At 57.7% G+C, this 18,751-nt stretch carries 16 protein-coding genes and 1 pseudogene; 8 read left to right on the top strand and 9 right to left on the bottom strand.

Annotated elements, in window-relative coordinates:
* From PHI30_RS03165 to PHI30_RS03150, 4 genes are all read right to left on the bottom strand, one after another.
* Nucleotides 1-908 (bottom strand): alpha/beta hydrolase family protein (locus PHI30_RS03165; protein WP_367186323.1); only part of this gene is annotated, 908 nt, incomplete at its 3' end.
* Between the two features lie 57 nt (nt 909-965).
* On the bottom strand, nt 966-1,523 hold the full coding sequence (locus tag PHI30_RS03160) for a hypothetical protein (RefSeq protein ID WP_300023783.1): 558 nt from the start codon (nt 1,521-1,523) through the stop codon (nt 966-968).
* Between the two features lie 199 nt (nt 1,524-1,722).
* Nucleotides 1,723-2,583 carry a DUF4179 domain-containing protein gene (locus tag PHI30_RS03155; protein ID WP_300023781.1) on the bottom strand — a complete coding sequence of 287 codons (861 nt, stop codon included), beginning with the start codon at nt 2,581-2,583 and terminating at the stop codon, nt 1,723-1,725.
* Nucleotides 2,580-3,074, bottom strand: a complete 495-nt coding sequence (locus PHI30_RS03150; RefSeq protein ID WP_300023778.1) for a sigma-70 family RNA polymerase sigma factor — start codon at nt 3,072-3,074, stop codon at nt 2,580-2,582. Before PHI30_RS03150 ends, PHI30_RS03155 begins: the two co-directional genes overlap by 4 nt.
* Before the next feature lie 270 nt (nt 3,075-3,344).
* Here PHI30_RS03150 and PHI30_RS03145 point away from each other — a divergent pair, with 270 nt between their 5' ends.
* The 6 genes and pseudogenes from PHI30_RS03145 (at nt 3,345) to PHI30_RS03120 (ending at nt 13,206) form a co-directional block, all read left to right on the top strand.
* Nucleotides 3,345-3,974: a TetR/AcrR family transcriptional regulator gene (locus tag PHI30_RS03145; RefSeq protein ID WP_300023775.1), complete on the top strand. Its 630-nt coding sequence runs from the start codon at nt 3,345-3,347 to the stop codon at nt 3,972-3,974.
* A complete protein-coding gene (locus PHI30_RS03140) occupies nt 3,964-5,343 on the top strand; it encodes an MATE family efflux transporter (RefSeq protein ID WP_300023772.1) in 1,380 nt (459 codons plus the stop codon). Before PHI30_RS03145 ends, PHI30_RS03140 begins: the two co-directional genes overlap by 11 nt.
* A gap of 26 nt (nt 5,344-5,369) precedes the next feature.
* A complete protein-coding gene (locus PHI30_RS03135) occupies nt 5,370-6,026 on the top strand; it encodes a GNAT family N-acetyltransferase (RefSeq protein ID WP_300023771.1) in 657 nt (218 codons plus the stop codon).
* A 565-nt stretch (nt 6,027-6,591) separates the two neighbouring features.
* Nucleotides 6,592-8,808 (top strand): bifunctional diguanylate cyclase/phosphodiesterase, encoded by a 2,217-nt coding sequence (locus PHI30_RS03130; RefSeq protein WP_300023770.1) that lies wholly within the window; start codon nt 6,592-6,594, stop codon nt 8,806-8,808.
* Between the two features lie 27 nt (nt 8,809-8,835).
* A pseudogene (locus PHI30_RS03125) lies at nt 8,836-9,894 on the top strand (PAS domain-containing protein); the annotation flags it as partial.
* Nucleotides 9,886-13,206, top strand: a complete 3,321-nt coding sequence (locus tag PHI30_RS03120; protein WP_367186324.1) for a diguanylate cyclase — start codon at nt 9,886-9,888, stop codon at nt 13,204-13,206. The pseudogene PHI30_RS03125 and the gene PHI30_RS03120, both read left to right, overlap by 9 nt.
* Nucleotides 13,207-13,600: 394 nt before the next feature.
* Here the strand turns inward: PHI30_RS03120 and PHI30_RS03115 are convergent, their stop codons facing one another.
* Nucleotides 13,601-13,909, bottom strand: a complete 309-nt coding sequence (locus PHI30_RS03115) for a hypothetical protein (protein ID WP_300023767.1) — start codon at nt 13,907-13,909, stop codon at nt 13,601-13,603.
* 187 nt (nt 13,910-14,096) lie between these two features.
* On the opposite strand from PHI30_RS03115, the gene PHI30_RS03110 reads away from it, so the two are divergent.
* Both PHI30_RS03110 and PHI30_RS03105 read left to right on the top strand, forming a co-directional pair.
* Entirely contained in the window at nt 14,097-14,564 is a 468-nt protein-coding gene (locus PHI30_RS03110; protein WP_300023765.1) for a YfcE family phosphodiesterase, read from the top strand.
* An 82-nt stretch (nt 14,565-14,646) separates the two neighbouring features.
* Nucleotides 14,647-15,069 (top strand): hypothetical protein, encoded by a 423-nt coding sequence (locus tag PHI30_RS03105; RefSeq protein WP_300023763.1) that lies wholly within the window; start codon nt 14,647-14,649, stop codon nt 15,067-15,069.
* A 48-nt stretch (nt 15,070-15,117) separates the two neighbouring features.
* Here the strand turns inward: PHI30_RS03105 and nifU are convergent, their stop codons facing one another.
* The 4 genes from nifU to dapD form a co-directional block, all read right to left on the bottom strand.
* A complete protein-coding gene (nifU, locus tag PHI30_RS03100) occupies nt 15,118-15,564 on the bottom strand; it encodes a Fe-S cluster assembly scaffold protein NifU (protein ID WP_300023761.1) in 447 nt (148 codons plus the stop codon).
* A 14-nt stretch (nt 15,565-15,578) separates the two neighbouring features.
* Nucleotides 15,579-16,766 (bottom strand): cysteine desulfurase NifS, encoded by a 1,188-nt coding sequence (gene nifS, locus PHI30_RS03095; protein WP_300023758.1) that lies wholly within the window; start codon nt 16,764-16,766, stop codon nt 15,579-15,581.
* Nucleotides 16,767-16,878: 112 nt separating this feature from the next.
* Nucleotides 16,879-17,829, bottom strand: a complete 951-nt coding sequence (locus tag PHI30_RS03090; protein ID WP_300023754.1) for an MBL fold metallo-hydrolase — start codon at nt 17,827-17,829, stop codon at nt 16,879-16,881.
* A 204-nt stretch (nt 17,830-18,033) separates the two neighbouring features.
* The gene (gene dapD, locus PHI30_RS03085) at nt 18,034-18,741 is read right to left on the bottom strand and encodes a 2,3,4,5-tetrahydropyridine-2,6-dicarboxylate N-acetyltransferase (protein WP_300023751.1); all 708 of its coding nucleotides are present in this window, start codon (nt 18,739-18,741) and stop codon (nt 18,034-18,036) included.
* Nucleotides 18,742-18,751 lie beyond the last annotated feature (10 nt).

The following is an 18,751-nucleotide window of genomic DNA, read 5'->3' as shown; positions in this document are numbered from 1 at the left end:
CTGTTGGAAACGCAAAGTGGCTCAAGTGTTGAGTAGCACAAATTGGTCAGGTGGCTCAAGTATTCGTTAGCAAAAGTGGCTCTAATATTCGCTAGCACCTGGCTCAAATATTCATTGACATTCACAGGCTGGGTCAGCTGGGTGTTGAAATATCCGTGGTTGGCGCCTTTTAAATAAATCAGTTCCGCCGTACTGGTGTAGCGCTCATCGACAAGGAGCTGTTCGTAAATATCGCTGCCGTCCAGCGAGATCACGTCGCCGTCCATCTGGGGGATGACGATGCCCACAGGAACGTTGGGCAGCGGGGTCTCCCAGGCCTTGTAGGTAGAGGGCGCCACGCTCACCACGCCCACGGTCCGCATCCCCTCCGGCAGATTCTCCGCGCATTCCAAAACGTCCAAACCGCCCCGGGAGTGGCCCAGAAGCACTACCTTGCTAAAGTCGCCCACACCGGAGAGGTCCCGGTTGAACACCTTTTTGTCGCCGTCCACCGCCTTCTTTAAAAGCGAGAGCTGCCGGGCAAGGATTTGGCGGGTGCGCTCGTTTCCATAGGGCTCGCCGTCCTCAAAGGAATAGTTCATCGCAACGTTCATGCTGAGAACTAGATTCCCCTGCTCGCTGAGCGCCTGGGTGAGGTAGTTGAAGCCGGTGTCATAGCGGGCCTCGGACGCCTTTTCGATGGGGTGGGAGCCGTGGACGATCACCACCACCGGGCGGTTTTTCCCCTCCGGAATGCCCAGCACGCCCTGCACTTCATAGGGGATCTCTCTCCCGCTAAAGTCGGTCAGCACGTCCTGACCCAAGTCGAAATTCAGCAGATTGCCCTCCGGCGCGGGCGGGGTTTGCGATGCGCAGCCGGTCAAAGCGATCAGCGCAGCGCCGAGTAAAAGGGTCCATATTTTTTTCATTGCATTCTCCTGTTGAAATGGCGGCGGCGCACCCATTGACACGCCGCCGCCATTTTTTTATCCGTTGACTTTTGTCAATTCCACCGCAGGCATTCCGTAGCTTTCATTCATGGTGATGGAGACCTGATCCTTCGTCCATGTGAGCGTCTTGGTATCCATGGCCTGGGTTTGGTCGACCACCTCCGGCTCGCCAAAGACGTCTGTCAGGATGGCCTTGACCTCGTCCGCCGTCCGGTCGGTAAACGACGCGGAAACGGAGCTCACGGTCTGATCCTCTGCGTAAACCGTCTCCAGCGTTACGGCGTTTTCGTCCAGCGTGGTGGCGTAGGCGCGTCCCAGCAGGACGCTGCCATCCTCCGTCATGTTCTCACTTCCGCCGCCAAAGAGGTCCTTGACCTCCTCATCGGACTTCCCCAGCATCTCCGCCACCGCCATCAAAGGAGCGCCCTGGGCGCTTTGATCCCCGGTCTCGTCGGAGGTGCCGGGAACAGTCTCGCCGGGAGCCGTGACAGGCGGCGTCTGGACAGGCGTATTTTGTTTTCCGCAGCCGGTCAAAACCAGCGCGGATAAGGTAAGCGCAGAAAGGGCAAGCAGCAGGCTCTTCTTCATTTTCATTTGTGTATCCTCATTTTTTCCTAATTTTGTCGCTTCATTCATCGCAACGTGTTTTAGACGCTCTTCGGGTGTCAAACGTCTCATGGGCTGAAAAAGCCTTTTCTTTCCGCCGCCCAAGAGTGCAGAAAACAAGGCGCTCCGCCGGTGCTTCGTCCCACGCGCGAAGAACCGGCGGAGCGCCCGCCCGGGGTTGGTTTTCTTATTTTTCGGGCACTTCGTCCGCCGCCCCGGCGGCGACAAACAATCCCGTGTCGCCGCCATACCTTGTTTCCAGCTCCCGCAGCGCAGCGTCAGCCTCCGCCTCGGTGGCATACTGCCCCGCCGTGACGATATAATCGCCGCTTTCGGTCTTGAGCTGTGTGGCGTTTTCCTGATTGAATTCCTCGGTGGCGAGACTCAGCTCCTCCCCGTAGGGCATGGCCTTTGTCCGCAGATAATACACCGTTGCCTCCGCCTGGTCGGATTCCTCCGGGTAAAAGCGGATGGAGAGGGCCGCCGGTTTTGCATACTCCGTCAGTTCATAGGTATACCCCCGATGCAGCACGATCACAAATCCGTACGCCGAGTCGTCTCCGATGATACTGGGATAGGCGTCCCGCACCGCGTCCGCCGCCAAAAGACTTGCAAGTACCGCCTGCGTGTCCATGGTGCAAACGCCCTGCACGGTCAAAACGAGACGGTTGGGCGCAAGGTGATGGACCGCCGTGTAAAATGGAACGGCGTCCAGCGCGTCTGCATTGCTCTCAAAATAAAGGGCCACCGTTTCGCCCTGCGTGTCGGCGGAGATGTGCGCGCCGTCCGTGCGCGTCCCCCCCTCCCCGATATGCAGCACGCGGACAATCGCGCCCACCACCGGCAGCTCGGCGGCGTAGGCGTAGACCGGGGCAATGTTGGCGCCGGCGAAGAACACGCAGAACACGGCGGCAGCCACGCCGACCCATTTTTCGCCCACCGCCCGCCGTTTCTCCCGCTCCGCCCGCTTCATCCCGTAAAGAATCGCCCGATCCAGCTCCTCCGAAATGGGAATTTCATCGTAGTTTGTCTTTCCCAGATTCTTCATCTTCCCGCATCTCCCTTTTCCAAAACCACACGCATTTTCTTCAGCGCCCGATATAGCCGCGACTTCACGGCAGGCTCCGCCTCCTGCAAAATATCCGCAATTTCGGAAAAGCCATAGCCCTCAAAGTACCGCAGTACCACGCAGGAGCGGTCCCGGTCGCCGAGCGAACCAAGCGCCGCATAGAGATCCAGTGAATCCTCCGGCGTCAGCGCCTGCTCCGGCACGGCCACCGTCTCCAGCACGGTATCCTCGCAGGGTGTGCAGCGGGCGTTTTTCCGCAGAAAATCGGTGGCGGCGTTCATCACAATGCGGGTCATCCACGTGTCAAAATACTCCGGCTGGCGCAGGGTGTGGATATTTTTCAGTCCCTTGTAAGCAGCCTCGCTCACAATGTCCAGGGCGTCATGCTCATTTTTGACGTAGCAGTACGCCATGCGGTAATATTTTTGCTTGCCCGCCTGCATCCGTTCAGCAAATCGGTGTTTGTCCATGCATGCCTTCAAAATTTTCCACCATCCTCATGCAGCGATGCAATTGTTTTTCCCGATTATACCAAAGTAATTCTTAGACGTAAAGAACCGCGAAATCGTCTCACGCAAATCCTCTCTTTTTTTACATCCGTTAACACCCCCTGTCCCCGGCGCGCATCCCGACGCCGCTGCGGCCCCGATAAAATTCACATCTCATTCATTGACTTGCGGGCCCAATTGTGGTAGGCTAATCAGAAAACAGACCACCAGGTCTATTTTGTGGGGTGTTCCATGAAACGCGATGAAAAGAATCTGCTGAGCAGGAAAAAGATTTTAGACAGCGCCCTTGCGGAGTTTGCGCGCCAGGGCTACGGTCTGAGCTCGGTGAATACCATCTGCACTGCGGGTGGAATCTCAAAGGGGATTCTCTACCACTATTTTAAGGACAAAGACGACCTGTATCTTCTTTGCGTCAAAGACCTGTTCGACTCCCTAAGCGCGTATCTATCCGCCAAAATTTCCAACCCAAGCAGCCCAAATGCCTCTCGTCTGGAGCAATATTTTGACGCAAGGCTGCAATTTTTTCACGAGCATCCCCTGTACCATAAGCTTTTTTGCGACGTGGTGATTGCGCCGCCCCCCCATTTGGAAGAGGAGATTCTGGAGAGCAAAGCGCCCTTTGACGCCCTGAATATCGCGGTGCTGACCGAGCTGCTGCGCTGGGAGCATCTGCGCACCGACATCTCTCTGGAAACCGCGGTGGACGCCTTCCGTCTCTATCAGGACTTTGTCAACGCGCGCTATCAGATGGAACCTCAGGGAACAATTGATTTGGAGCGTCATGAGCAGACCTGCAAACGCTCCCTTTCCATTTTGCTCTACGGCGTAGTAGAAAGAGAGGAGCACGAACATGAATCGTGATGAAAACGTAGAAAAAGAATCTTTACTGGCAGACGCGGCTCCCTCCAGGGCCATTGTCAAGCTGGCCATCCCCGCGACCATCGCACTGCTGGCCAAGGCGGTTTACAACATCGTGGATACCGCCTATATCGGCTTGCTGGACAGTGAAAGCGCCTTGGCGGCAGTGGGGGTCACGCTGCCGCTGCTGCTGATTTTTGTCTCCATTGAAAACATTTTTGCCGCCGGCGCGGCGGTGCTGGCCGGGCGGCAGCTGGGCGCGGGGGACAAAGACGGGGCCAACACAACGATTTCCACCATTGTGGCGGCCTCCACGGCCATCGGCGGCGCGCTGTGCGTGGGCGGGATTGTGTGCATGGAGCCGCTGCTCCGGGCATTCGGCGCATCGGACACGGTGATGCCCCTTGCCAAGGACTATGCCTTCTGGATGTTCATCGCCGCGATCTTCAATCTCCCGGCGCAAAGTCTCAACTGCGCGGCGCGGGCGGAATCCTCGGTGAAAATTTCTTCCATTGCCGTCATTACCGGCGCGGCGCTCAATGTGCTTTTGGACCCGGTCTTTATGTTTGACTGGGGTCTTGGCATGGGGGTGGAGGGCGCGTCTCTGGCCACCACCGTTTCTCAGGCCGTCACCTTTATCATCCTGGCGTGGTTCTACCTGAGTGGAAAGTCCATCATTCGCTTTGGCCTGCGCTTTATCAAACCCACCGTGCAGCTTTTCAAGGATGTCATCCTCATCGGCATTCCCACCGCCGTCATCCAAATCTGCCTGGCCGTTGCAACTTCCCTGACCAACGTTGCCGCCGCGGCTTTGCCGGACAGTGACCTTATCATCGCGGCCTACGGCGTGGTGCAGCGCCTGATTCTGGTGGGCTGCTATGTCATCATGGGCTTTATGCAGGGCTATCAGCCGGTGGCGTCCTATGCCTTCGGCGGGAAAAACGAGGAGCGTTTTCATACGGCCGCCCGGTTCTCTCTGAAGGGGACGCTGCTTTTATCGGTGGTGGTGGCAGCGGTCTATATTCTCCTCTCCCACCCGCTGATTCTGCTCTTCAACCGCAATCCTGCCGTGGTGGAATACGGCTCCAGACTGCTCATTTCGCAGGTGGCGCTCTATCCGGCATTTGGCCTATGCTACATGATGACCATTACCTTCCAAACCATTGGCGCGTCCAAATTCGGACTGTTTCTCTCCACCATCCGGCAGGGACTCTTTTACATTCCCTGTATTTTGCTGCTGCCGCGGCTTTGGGGCGTGAACGGCATCTATGCGTCTCAGCCCATCGCAGACGTGCTGACCCTTGCCGTGTGCCTGCTTTCCTATCAGGCCATGAAACGGATCGCTACGCAAAATATGCACGGCGCATCCTGAAAACGAGGGAGTGTTTCTGCTAGCTGATGTGTACTATTTACAGAAGTCTCCGGCCGGCTGACTTTCCGGCTGTCAAACAGCTGATCAACGAAAGCTTCGCTCTCCACACCTATATTGAAAACGAAAGCGTTTTAAAATGCTGTCTGGACGCATACCTGCAAAGCTGCCTTGCCGAAGCTACCTTTTCCTGCGTTGCCGAGCGAAGCGGCGTTGTCATTGGCGTCATCATGGGAAAAGCGGACAGCGATGATCGTCTGCTCCCCCACGTAAAGCCGTTTCTCGCCCTTGCCTACCACACCCTTTGCATGAGCCTGAACGCTTTGCGCGCGCAGTGCGATCTCCGTGATTACAGACACCTGCATCGAATCTACGAGGAGCTGAGCGCCTCGTATCCCCAGCGGTTTGACGGTGTGCTGACGCTGTTTGCCGTTGCCGGGGACTGCCGCGGTCTCGGCGTTGGGAAGCAGCTGCTGGGTCGGCTGCTTGCCTACCAAAAAGAGCATGGCGTGACCAGCATATACCTCTACACCGATACCACCTGCAATGTTGGGTTTTACGACCGCCACGGCTTTGTGCCTCTGGCCAGGCAAACCATGCGGGTAAGGCGCAACCACGCCTATGAGGAGATCACGGTATTTCTCTATGGCTATCGCCCCGCCATTGGAAGAGACGGCGGTCAATAGCCGTTTTTTATCCAGAGGCAAATCATGTAAATTCCCACTTTCCAAGCCGTGCCCCGGGGCATCGCATTGCGGCACGGTGAACTAAAAAAGCCCGGAGCCGCCGGTCCTGCTTAAAACAGGACCGGCGGCTCCTTTTTGCAGCCTCCCCAGACGTCCGCTTGAGCGGAAAATGAAACTTTATTTTGCCGCAGCCTTGGAGCGAAAACCCGTCCCGGCGGCGCGGAGGTGCAGCGTTTTGTCCGCAATGGATTATTTTGTCAAAAATAATTGTAGTTTTTTTCAAAAGATGCTACACTATTAACGTCTATATTCATGTAATTGCGCAGCTGTGTCCACCAGCCGATGGGGGTTCCATGCGGAAAGGAGACCTCCAGTCATGGCAGGCGAGAACATTTTTAATTGTGGTGACAGCGCATTTCAACCAGAAAGCGGCGGTTGTTCCTGTCTGCGCAAAAAATTTCCGCGCCAAATTTTCATCCAACACCTGCGGTCCGTGAGAAGCGGGATTACCGGCCCGTTGCTCCGGAAAATTTTCTCCGTTGTTTTTTAAGGGGAGCCGTAACATATGGAAGAGAAAAAAGAACAGAAAACCATCCTGATCGTTGATGACGATTGCATAAACCGCATGTTGCTGAAAAAAATATTTGGGGCGGACTATGCCATTCTGGAAGCAAGGGACGGTCTGGATGCGCTGCGCGTTCTTCGCAGCATGCAGCCGATCACCGCTGTTATTTTGGACTTGCAGATGCCCGAATTGGATGGTTTTGGCGTATTGGAGCAGATGCAGCGCGATCCCGCGCTCTCCACGATTCCGGTAATCATCGTCACCGGCAGCGACGATTCCGAAACGCAAAACCGGGCGCTGGCGTACGGCGCGGTGGATGTCATTACCAAGCCCTTTGACCCGGTGACCATTCAGCTTCGGATTCATCGGCTCATCGCCCTGCTGCGCGCATCCAAGCTGGAAGAAGAAAACAAGTGGCTCAAAGAGCTTGCGCACCTTTCAAAAACGGATGCAAAAACCGGTCTTTGGAACAAGCAGACCTTTTGTCAGGAAACGCAAAAGCTCCTCACTGCCGACCCAGGCGGCAGCTATGCCCTTGTCCGGTGGGACATCGATAATTTCAAGGTGTTCAACGATACTTACGGCACTTCGGCCGGGGATGCGCTGTTGCTGAAAATTGGAGAGCAGTGCCAGCTTTACGCCAAAGATCATCCGGCGCTGCGGACCCACGGCCACTATGACGCCGACCATTTTGTGGGCCTGTGGAACAAGGACGCCTTTGCGCCCGAGCAGCTGCATCGGGACATCCTTGCGATTTTGCGCAGCGCCTTTCCGGACTACACATTTTCCGTGCACTTTGGCATGTACGCGTTTGACGCGCAGACCCTTGACGTGGGCATCATGTGCGACCGGGCACTGCTGGCGCTGCGCTCCGTGAAGAACGCCTATGATGAGCACTACGCATGGTACTGCGCCGCCATGCGCACGGAAGTTCTGGAGGAGCAGTCCATCGTCTCTGCCATGAAGGACGCGCTGGTGAAGGGGCAGTTTATCCCGTATTTTCAGCCCCAGTACAACTATGCCACCGGAAAGCTCATCGGGGCGGAGGCCCTTGTGCGATGGAATCATCCGGAAAAGGGCCTGATTTTCCCAGACAAGTTTATTCCCCTTTTTGAAAAAAACGGCTTTATCTACGAGTTGGACCGCTCCATCTGGGAGCAGGTCTGCGTTTATTTGAAAAAATGGAAGGACGAGGGCGTGGTCCTTCCATCCGTTTCCGTCAACATCTCCCGCCGGGACCTGTACCACCCCGGGCTGGTAGACGGCTTTCGGGCGCTGATCGAAAAGTACGCGCTGGACCCGTCCATGCTGCATCTGGAGATCACGGAGTCCGCCTATGTGGACAGCCCCGATTTGGTGCTCAACATGGTTGCCCAGCTGCAAAGCACCGGGTTCAAGGTGGAAATGGACGATTTTGGCAGCGGGTACTCCTCTTTGAACACGCTCAAGGACGTCCATGTGGATCTTTTGAAGCTGGATATGGCCTTTGTCGCCCCCAACGCAAACCACAGCCGCAGCGGGAGCATCCTCACCTCCGTGGTGGGGATGGCCCACGCGATTCGTCTGCCCGTCATTGCCGAGGGGGTGGAGACCCGCCAGCAGGCGGACTACCTCAAAAGCATCGGCTGCCTTTATATGCAGGGGTACTACTTTGCAAAGCCCATGCCCGCCTCCGACTTCAGAAGTCTGCTGGAAAACCACCCCGTCTCTACGAAGCAGGACGCAAGATTCTATCCAGGCATTGACCACTCTGTCGATTTTCTGGACGCCACCACCCAGTCCACGCTCCTGTTCAACAGCTTCGTGGGCGGAGCCGGGATTTTGGAGTATCGGGGCGGAAATGCGGCGGCGCTCCGGCTGAACGACAAGTACTACGAGGTTTTGGGTATCACAGCCGCGGAATATGTGGATAAACAGTATCACTTGCTGGATACCATTGATTCCAAATACCGCAAGGTTTTTATCGATATGCTGGAGACCGCCATCCGCACCGGAGAGGAAGCGGACTGTGAGGCGTACACCATTCCGCTGCGGGAGGACGCCGAGCCGGTTTGCGTGCGTTGTCAGGTGCGATTCCTTGCCGAGAAAGTGGACAGCTACATTTTTTATCTGTCCATTGAAAATATTACCGAGCGCAAAAACTCCCAGCGGCAAAGCAGCATGTACGCCAATATCATCCGGAATTTTCCCATGGGACTGGCCGTGTACGAGCTGTGAGAGCAGGTCCGGCCCCGCTATGTCAACGATATTGCCTGCAAAATGTTCGGCTTTACGCAGGAGGAGTATCATCAGCGCATCGCGGCAAACCTGCCGGTGAACTTCCTGGCGGATGCAGGTGCCTTTTCTCCCGAAGAAATCCGGCAGCTTACCGACGGGGAAACGCTGGACGCTCGCTTCCGCGCACGGCGGAAGGACGGCTCGTGGTTCTGCCTGCGCGCCGTGATGCATCTGGTCAAGCGTGAGCAGGGCGCCCCCCTGCTCTATGCCTCGTTGACCGATCTGACCGACGTCACGGAGGCGGAGGAAAAAATTGCGGAGCAGCAGCGGGAGCTTTCGGCGATCATCGACTCCATCCCCGGCGGAATTTTCAAATATTCCGCCACAGGGGACGGTCAGTTCGCCTTTGTCAGCGACACCATGCTCACCTTGCTGGGCTACACCCGGCAGGAATTTACAAAGAAGTTTCACAATCGGTTCTCCGAGATGATTTACGAGGAGGATCGGGACCGGGTCCTTGCAAAAATCGACAGTGATATTGCAAAAACAGGCGTGACAGACAGCTGCGAATACCGGATCGTGACCAAAAGCGGCGCGCTGAAATGGGTCTACGATGCGGGTCATCTGGTGACGGATGAAGCGGACCACAGGTGGTATATCGTGGTGATTGTCGATATTGATGAGCGCAAAAGGCTGGAGCTGGCTCTGCATGCGGCCAATCAGCGCAATGCCGCTTTGCTGCAAAACACGCCAAACGGCATCATCTGCTATCGGTATGCCAACGGCACGCGGACCATTGAGTATGCAAACAGCGGTCTGTGCGAAATGCTTGGGTACACCCATGACGAATTCTTCAACGCAGATATTGTAAAGAATTCCCCCTTGATTCACCCGGACGATGCGCCGGCGCTGCTTGCCGCGCAGACTCGCACCACCCAAACCGGTGCGCTGCTCAAGCAGCAGTGCCGGATGCGGAAGAAGGACGGTTCCTACCTTTGGGTGGATATCCACGCCAGCTTTATCATGCGCTCACCCGGAACGGGACTGCTCTACTGCTCCTATTCCGACATCACGGAAATGAAGCTGCTGCAAGAGCGCCAGAGGCAGGACAAGCAGCAGATTGAGATGCTGGTGGATTCCATCCCCGGCGGCATCGGCACTTATGAAATTCGCCCCGACGGGTTCCATGTGGTTTACGTCTCAAAGGGCGTGCCTGCCATCTCCGGGCGAACCACGGAGGAGTATCTCGCTTATTTCAATGTGGCCCACAAATCGGACATCTTCCCCGCCGATGAACAGATGGTGCTGGAGCATCTGCGAAATGCGATAGCCACCGGCGCCGATCTGGATCTCATCTACCGCGTTTTGCATGTGAACGGCCAGCCGGTGTGGGTGGATATGCACGGGTGCGTGATGGGACAGCGCAATGGGTATCCGGTGTTCCACGTGGTCTTTCACAATCCATCCAAAACGGTGGAGCTGTACCGCTCCATCATCGACGAGGCGGACAGTGTGCTGGCTGTGGCTGACTGCAAAACCAAAGAACTGCTGTTTGTCAACAAGGCTGCCCAGCGCCTGACAGGCGTCCCGCAGTCCCAAATCATCGGCAAGCCCTGCTACGAGCTTCTCCGGCGCAGGCACGCGCCCTGTGAAGGCTGTATGGCCGATCGCCTTGGCGGCGACCCGCTGTGCGGGGAGTTGGAGATCGACGCCCGCCGTTATTTCACCCGCATGACGCGCATCAACTGGAACGGACACGATGCGTTCATCACCTATTTGGCCGACCAAACGGAGCGCTACGCCGCGCAGAATCGGCTGAGCGCCGTGCTGAAAAACATTCCGGGGGGGCTGGCCGCCTTCCACGTGGTGGGAGATCAGATCATTCGCACCTATCTCAGCGAGGGCGCTGTAAAGGCGCTTGGCTATGACGAGGGCGAGTCGTTTAACGATGATGCTTTTGCCAATTTGTCCCGCGTACATCCGGATGACCGGGCCGCGCTGACGGACGCCGTCCGCTCCGCCATCGCAAACCGTCTGCAATGCAATGTGGACATGCGGATGGTCCTCAAAACGGGTGAAACGCGCTGGATCAACCTCTTGGCGAACCCGGTGGAGGTGGATGGCGAGCTGTATTTCTACGGAATTTACAGCGACGTGACCGAGCAAAAGAGAGGCGAGGAAGCCGCCTTGGCAGAGCGGGAAAAGCAAATTGCGGAGTATCAGCGGGAATTGCGGCAGCTCTCCGCCGTCCAAAGTGAGGATCTTCTCGCAAAGCTGAGTCTTGATCTGACGGACGGAATTTTGGAAAGCAGCTGGGCCAAGAGCGGCGCGGGCATCTGCTATGACGACGTCACCGTGTATGCGCAGGTCTATCACCGCATGGTCGCCTCCGGGCTTACGAAAGGCCAGCGGGACACCATTGCCGAGATTCTGGACAGGAAGCGGCTGCTGGCGGCTTTTGAAAAGGGCGAAAACAATTACCAGTTTGAATTCCAGCGGCGCAACGCTTCCGGACGCATTTACTGGGCAAGCTCCACCGCCAAAACGTATCTCGACCCGGAGTCGGGGCACATCAAGATTTTTCTTTACACCCACGACATCGACAGCAAACGGACGCCGGCGCTGTTGATGGAGCGGCTGCTCTCTCTGGAAATCGAGATGCTGGGGGCAATCGATGTGCAGACCGGAGTCATCTATCATTATCGCAATTCCGATATCGATCAGTTGCCGTCGCAGACCGGCGGCGCCAAATACGTCGGCAGCCTGCGGGAATTCGCGGCGTGCTTTGTTCCGGAAGAAAACCGGAGCGAATTTTTCCGGAGAATGGGCCTTGCCTGTGTGCTGGAGCACCTGCCGGCAATCGACTCCATGTACAGTTACTCGTTTTGGATCACATACCGGGGCAGGTTCCGCCGCAAAAGCTGCAATTTTACCTATCTGGACGAAAGCAAGACAACGGTGATTGTCATGCGCTCCGATACCACCGACGATTTTCTGGAACAGGAGGAGCGGCGAAATGAGCTGAACGCCGCCCAGGCGGAGGTGGAGCGCGCCAAGCTGGACGGCGTGACGCGCATCTACAATCGCATCACCACCGAAACGCTGATTGCGCAAAGGCTTTTGGACCCTGACAACGGTCGCTGCGCATTCATTCTTCTGGATTTGGATGATCTGAAAAGGACAAACGACTCCTTTGGCCATTTGCAGGGGGATCGCGCCCTGCAGGCAATCGCGGCAGCTCTAAAGAGTCATTTCCGCCGTACCGATCTTTTCGGGCGTATCGGCGGGGACGAATTTGTGGTCTTCCTGACGGGCATTAAGGAGGACGCCGATCTCCAGCCCACACTGCAAACCTTGCTCCATGAGCTTTCCCAGGCCCGGGTCGGCGAGCGGAATGAGCACGTGATCCATTGCAGCATCGGCTGCGCACTGGGGCAGTGCGGTACCGATGATTTCAAGTCGCTGTACCGGCAGGCCGATACCGCGCTTTATCATGTGAAGCGAAACGGGAAAAACGACTACGCTTTCTATACGCCGGAAATGCAGGCTGCCGATTATATCCACGCCGGTCATACCACCATCTCCCTGCGCGACGAGCTGTCGGTCAACCGCCATCAACTCAATCAGCTGATGGACGCGATCTCCTCCTATTATCCGCTGGTGGTTTCGGTGAATCTCACACAGGACCGCTATTTTTTAATGGAGTCCAGCGCATACGTGATTGCCCACATTTCCGCCAGCGGAACGTACCGGGATTTTCTCTCGCAAAATGCCAAGGCCATTCATCCGGAGGACGAGGAGGCCTTCAGCACCCTGTCGAGAGCGTCTCTGCTTCGCGCCTATGAGGCTGGAAAGCCCAGTGTGCAGTGCCATGCCAGACAGCTTGACCAAACCGGCCACGCCTATCGCCATCTTGAGAGCACCGTTGTTTTCTACAAAAACGACAGCGGGGATATCTGCGCGTTCTTCTTTGCCCGTCCGGCCGAGGGAAAGCAGCAGGAAGTGGAGCTTTTGCGGCTGCATAAGATCATGGAGCTGGCGGTGAAGTGCGCGTTTGAGTATATCTGCCTGCTGCACGGTGACACGGGGTCCTATGAGGTGTACGCCAGCGACGGCAAAAACACCCACGCCGTGGCGCAAAGTGGAATCGTCAACGACGCCGTGCGGCAAATTCGCGACTGCCACATTCTCCCCGGTCAGCGGGATGCGTACTACGCCAACGCAGTGCTGGAGCACGTTGTGGAGCGCATGGAGCGCCAGAGCGGGCAGTACCGCTACCGCTACGAGATGGCAGACGGCGTCCGGGAGGCAGAGTTCTGCTGGTATGAACCCACCCACAAGGAAATTTTAATGACGGTACGGCATCTTTCCGGCACGCTCGACGGAGAAACGTGCTAAAAGATGCGCGGAGAGCGCACACATCTCTGTGCAGCGCTCTTTTTCAAAAAGCGGCCCCGGCGCAAGATGACCTCTCATGCAAAAGACAGCGGCAGAATCATCTGCCGCTGTCTCAGCTTGTTGAAAAAGTCTCACAGAGTTTGCCGCCGGGGCGGCAAAAAAATTGAAATCCGTTTTCGACCGCGGCGTGTACGTGGCCGAAAACACTTTGCGCAAAGCGAGCGTCGAATTGTCCGCTGAAAGCGGACATATGAGGCGTAGAGCGACGCGAATCCTTTTGTCGAAAAAGCCTGTTGGCTTTTTCGACAGTCTCAGACAGCGGCAGAATCATCTGCCGCTGTCTTTTTGCATTTTCCGTTTAAAAAGGTCCTCCGGCTTTCCCCCAGCGCGCTTCTCACGGTTTTTCACACGGTGCCGCCATCGGATAGGGAATGCGGTAGGGGGCACTCCCCCGCTCCGCCAGCCTTTGCCTCAGCCAGCCCTTCAGGGCCTCCACGCCCTCCTCCGTCCAGGGAAAGGTCTCCGTCTCAATTTCCTTCGCCAGCTCAAAGCTGGTATTCTCGTAGACCCACGCCTGAATGGTGGAATCCGGTTTTCCGGGCCAGCCGGTCCGCGCAAACCGGTAGCGGAAGGTGCCAAGGCTTCCGGGGAATACGGAGGCCTTGGTAAAAAAACCAACGTTTAAAAAATCAAAACTGTCCATGGTGCGCCCCTTTCTATGCTGCTCATGAGCATACCAAATCCGGCGCTGCCTGTCAAACCGGAAATGGCGTCCTTTCCCGTCTGTGGGTCCGATCCTCTGCCCCAACATGGGGCCCTCCGCTAATCGCTGATTGCCAAACGGGCGGCAAGGAGGTATACTGAACGCAATGGGCAGTGAGGTGTTTTTTATGAAAATTCTGATTCTTTCCGATTCCCACGGGAATCTTTCCAACATGGAACGGGCGGTAGAGCAGGCTGCGCCGGGGATGATTCTTCATCTGGGGGACTGCTGGCGGGACGGGGAGCGGCTCCACGACCGCTATCCGGACATTCCCTTGGAGCAGGTGCCCGGAAACTGCGACCTTCGCCCCGGGGAGCCGGTGCAAAAGCTGCTCTTCTGGGAGGATCGGCGGGTGCTGGCCTGCCACGGCCATACCTACGGCGTCAAGCAGTCCCTTCTCCGGGCGGGAATGACCGCCGAGGAGGAGAATCTGGACCTCTTCCTGTTCGGCCACACCCATCAGCCGCTGGTGGACAAGCGCGGCAAAACCCTGTTTGTAAATCCCGGCAGCATCGGGGACCCTCTCCGCCCCTTTTACGCTGTGATCGCCCTTGCAAACGGGGAATTGACGGCCCACACCGTCCCTTTGAAATGAGCATACTTGCCAAATGGGGAAAATGCGTGTATACTGTTTTCTGTTCAAATTCCCTATCCGCCACTCACACAGGAGGAACGCTATGAATATCCCCTTCTTTTTCGGCGCTGCCGCCGGCGGTTTCGTGCTGATGGCCACCGTTGGCATTCAGGCGCTGGTGGCCCTGTTCTCTTCCATCCCCCTTGCCAAGCGCCGGCATCTGGAAAATCCCACATTTGATCTCAAGCGGGCTCATCGCCGGATCGCGCAGGTTGCCGTGGTGACAACCGTTCTGGTGGCCGTGATAAGCGCCCTGATCATTCAGTTTGCGCCCCTCTCCGCCACCGCCGGGTATCTTTTCGGCATGATCCTCGCCTTCGTCCTCTCTCTGAAGAGAATGACGCCCAACAGCGAGCAGAATCAGGCAAACTTTGCGGAATCTTACGCCGACTGCTATCCCTCCTCGGACGCAGCGCCGGACGACACCGTCTCCTTTTCTCCCCCCAAGCAGGACAAATCCAAATAAAACAAGCCGCCGGAGCCTTTGGCTCCGGCGGCTTGTTTTCCGCGGGTTTTATGCGTGCTCGTGCCCGCAGGTATCGCAGTGTCCCTCGCATGGGCGCAGTTCATCGCCGTAGGCGATTTCGTTTTTATCGTAGTAGTCCCGGACAGCGGCCCGGACGGCCTCCTCCGCCAGCACGGAACAGTGGAGCTTCTGAGCGGGAAGTCCGTCCAGCGCCTCCACCACCGCCTTGTTGGAAAGCTCCAGCGCCTCGGAAAGGGGCTTGCCCTTGATCAGCTCCGTTGCCATGGAGCTGGTGGCGATGGCGCTGCCGCAGCCGAAGGTGTTGAATTTCACATCGGTGATGACGTTGGTGGCGGGGTCCACCTTGATATACATTCGCATGATATCACCGCACTTGGCGTTGCCAACCTCACCGATGCCGTCGGCGTCCTCCAGTTTTCCCACGTTTCTGGGATTGCGGAAGTGGTCCATGACCTTTTCACTATATAATGCCATTGCTTTTGCTCCTTTCAAATCAGGTGGGGCCGCCGACCCGTTTCCAGTTCGTCCCACACCGGGGACATATTGCGCAGATACGAGACGATCTCCGGCAAAACCGCCAGCAGGTAATCGATCTCCTCCGGGGTATTGTATTCGCAGAGGCTCAGCCGCAACGAGCCGTGGGCCACCTCGTGGGGCCGTCCCAGCGCCAGCAGCACGTGGCTGGGGTCCAGCGAACCGGAGGTGCAGGCGCTGCCGGAGGAGGCGGCAACGCCCCGGTCGTCCAGCAGCAACAGGAGGGATTCTCCCTCGATGCCCTCAAAGCAGACGTTGACGTTGCCCGGCAGGCGGCGCTGCGCGTCGCCGTTCAAAACGGTGTGTGGGATGGCGGTCAGTCCCGCGATCAGCTTGTCCCGCAGCGGGGTAAGGTACGCCTGATGCTCCGCCATCTTTTCGCAGGCTTCGTCAAAAGCCGCGGCAGCGCCGCAGATGCCGGGCACGTTTTCCGTGCCGGCCCGCTTGCCCCGCTCCTGTGCGCCGCCGTAAATCACATTCACCAGCGGAATGCCCTTGCGGGCATACAGCACGCCCACGCCCTTTGGCCCATGAAACTTGTGGGCGGAGAGGGACAGCAAATCGATTTGCAGCGCCTCCACGTCAATGGGCAGGTGGCCCGCCGCCTGCACGGCATCGGTGTGGAACAGGACCCCCGCCTCGCGGCACACCGCCCCGATCTCTCCGATGGGCTGGATGGTGCCGATCTCATTGTTGGCAAACATCACGGAAACAAGGCAGGTATCCGTCCGCAGGGCCGCGCGCACCTGCTCCGCAGTGACCACGCCCTCCGGCGGGATGTCCAGCAGCGTCACGGTAAAGCCTTCCTTTTCCAGCGCCGAGAGCGTGTGCAAGATGGCATGGTGCTCAAATTTTGTGGAAATAATGTGCTTCTTCCCCTTCCGCGCCCCCAGCGCCGCGGCGCTGCGCAGCGCCTGATTGTCCGCCTCGCTGCCGCCGGAGGTGAAGGTGATCTCCCGGGGGGAAGCGTTCAGACGCCGGGCAAAGAGATCCCGGGCCGCCGCCAGCTTCTCCGCCGCCCGCTGACCGGGGCTGTGAAGGCTGGAGGGGTTTCCGTAAACCTCCTGAAAGCAGGGCAGCATGGCTTCCAACGCCGTTTTGCTCACGGCGGTGGTGGCTGCATTATCCGCATAGACGTTCATAGAATTCCTCCTATTCTTATCTTTTTACTATGATATTGTTATAAGACAAAAAATCCTATTTGTCAAGTAGGAAAATAGAGTTTTCAAAAAGACCGGCAAAAGCCGGTCTTTCTCATTCAATTTCCAAATGCACAGACTCGTGGAACGCAGGCTCCACCAGTCCCGGGAGGTCCACCGCGTCGGTAAAATACACTTCCTGGGCAAATTCCCGCAGAAGGGAGATGATGTAGGGATGGGGCCGTTCGTCGGGTCTGCCCGCCGCCACGCACACCACCGCGATCTTGGGCTGGAGCAGATGCAGCAGCTTCCGGGTGGTGGAGGACAGGGACGCATGGTGGGGGACCTTGAGAATATCGCAGGGGGTGGCGGTCTCCGTCTCCCACATGTGGGCATAGGCATCGCCGCCCAAGACGATTTCCTTTCCGTGGTAAAAAAGCCGCTCTCGCAGGCTGGACACGTTCATGGACTTGCCCCAGTGGATCAGATCGTAGGGGTCCCGCACGCCGGAAAAGGCCTCGTCGTACAATTGCTTTTGCCGGGGGTACAGCGCCGGTTCCCCGAACAGGAGGTCCATGGACAGCTCCTCCGTCAGGGCAAGGTGCTCTAAGCGCTTGCCGGGCAGCACCACCGTCTCGCCCACCTGGCCGGGGTGCGTGCGCAGGGCCGCGGCGTAAAGGTCCACGCAGCGCAGCAAATTTCGCGCAGCCTTGGGAAGGTCCCGCGCCTCATCGGGATGCAGCGCCCCCGCGTCCGGGGGAGGTGCGTAGGTGGTGAGCAGGCGGTCCACGGTAACGGCCTCCAAAACCCGGCCCAGTCCGCCGATATGGTCCCGGTGAAAATGGGTCACCAGCAGCACGTCCAGATGGGTGACGCCGTGCCGGCGCAGAAACTCACCGGCATAGATGCGCTTGGACCGAGGGTCCGGCGGTGCAGGGTGATCGTCCCGGACAAGGCAGTCATGGCCGCAGTCCACCAGCATGGCAAACCGCTGCTGCCCGCCCCGAAGCTCCCGGACGAGAATGGAATCACCGTTGCCCACATTGATAAAATCCAACGTCAGCATATGCACTCCCCCTCCCTACCCGCGAAAGCGCGCAATCGCGTCCCGCACCTTTGGGTTTGGTTTTACGATAGCACAGTTTCATGCGTTGTGACAACAGAAAGCGGCGGCGGCAGGTTCCAAATTTTCCCCTTCAATTTTGGCAATTTGGCGAAAAGACGACCAAAATCAGCCAAAACCCCCCTGCCAAAAGGCAGGGGGGTTGTCTCACAGCTGTCGCAGCGCGTCCACCAGAGCGGTTTTGCCCTCGGTCTTGGCGTCCTTCCACTTGACGACGCGGGCGGGACTTCCCGCCACCACGGCGCCTGCCGGCACATCCTCGATCACCACCGCGCCCGCGGCGACCACCGCGCCTGCGCCCACGCGCACGCCCTCGATCACCACGGCGTTGGCGCCAATGACCACGTCGTCCTCCACCACCACGGGGGTAGCGGAGGCAGGCTCCACCACACCGGCCAGCACGGTGCCCGCGCCGATGTGGCAGCGCTTGCCCACGGTGGCCCGACCGCCCAGCACGGTGCCCATGTCGATCATGGTGCCCGCGCCCACGATGGCGCCGATGTTCAAAATCGCGCCCATCATGATGACCGCGCCCTCGCCAATCTCCACCTTCTCCCGGATGATGGCGCCCGGTTCGATGCGGGCCTTGATATTCTTCAGATCCAGCAGCGGCACGCCGGAATTGCGGCGGTCGCTTTCCACCATGCAGTCGGCGATTTTATCGGCGTTGGCCGTCAGGATGGGGCCAAGCTCCGTCCAGTCGCCAAAGACGATGCGGCTGGTGACCTGCCCCACGTGCCCGTCAAACACCGTGGCGCTGCCGTAGTCAATGGGGCTTTTTTCATTCACATAAACCTTTACCGGTGTTTTCTTTTCGGAATTTGCAATATAATCAATGATCTCCTGTGCGTTCATACCGTTCTCC

This window comes from Oscillibacter sp., assembly GCF_028693505.1.
Taxonomy (GTDB): Bacteria; Bacillota; Clostridia; order Oscillospirales; family Oscillospiraceae; genus Oscillibacter.
The sequence above is the reverse complement of the archived record's forward strand: the minus strand, read 5'-3'. Positions and strand labels throughout refer to the sequence as shown.

Coding starts and splice junctions, on each gene's coding strand:
- PHI30_RS03160 (WP_300023783.1), bottom strand. CDS start 1,523: ATGAAAATGAAGAAGAGCCTGCTGCTTGCCCTTTCTGCGCTTACCTTA.
- PHI30_RS03155 (WP_300023781.1), bottom strand. CDS start 2,583: ATGAAGAATCTGGGAAAGACAAACTACGATGAAATTCCCATTTCGGAG.
- PHI30_RS03150 (WP_300023778.1), bottom strand. CDS start 3,074: ATGGACAAACACCGATTTGCTGAACGGATGCAGGCGGGCAAGCAAAAA.
- PHI30_RS03145 (WP_300023775.1), top strand. CDS start 3,345: ATGAAACGCGATGAAAAGAATCTGCTGAGCAGGAAAAAGATTTTAGAC.
- PHI30_RS03140 (WP_300023772.1), top strand. CDS start 3,964: ATGAATCGTGATGAAAACGTAGAAAAAGAATCTTTACTGGCAGACGCG.
- PHI30_RS03135 (WP_300023771.1), top strand. CDS start 5,370: ATGTGTACTATTTACAGAAGTCTCCGGCCGGCTGACTTTCCGGCTGTC.
- PHI30_RS03130 (WP_300023770.1), top strand. CDS start 6,592: ATGGAAGAGAAAAAAGAACAGAAAACCATCCTGATCGTTGATGACGAT.
- PHI30_RS03120 (WP_367186324.1), top strand. CDS start 9,886: ATGAAGCTGCTGCAAGAGCGCCAGAGGCAGGACAAGCAGCAGATTGAG.
- PHI30_RS03115 (WP_300023767.1), bottom strand. CDS start 13,909: ATGGACAGTTTTGATTTTTTAAACGTTGGTTTTTTTACCAAGGCCTCC.
- PHI30_RS03110 (WP_300023765.1), top strand. CDS start 14,097: ATGAAAATTCTGATTCTTTCCGATTCCCACGGGAATCTTTCCAACATG.
- PHI30_RS03105 (WP_300023763.1), top strand. CDS start 14,647: ATGAATATCCCCTTCTTTTTCGGCGCTGCCGCCGGCGGTTTCGTGCTG.
- nifU (WP_300023761.1), bottom strand. CDS start 15,564: ATGGCATTATATAGTGAAAAGGTCATGGACCACTTCCGCAATCCCAGA.
- nifS (WP_300023758.1), bottom strand. CDS start 16,766: ATGAACGTCTATGCGGATAATGCAGCCACCACCGCCGTGAGCAAAACG.
- PHI30_RS03090 (WP_300023754.1), bottom strand. CDS start 17,829: ATGCTGACGTTGGATTTTATCAATGTGGGCAACGGTGATTCCATTCTC.
- dapD (WP_300023751.1), bottom strand. CDS start 18,741: ATGAACGCACAGGAGATCATTGATTATATTGCAAATTCCGAAAAGAAA.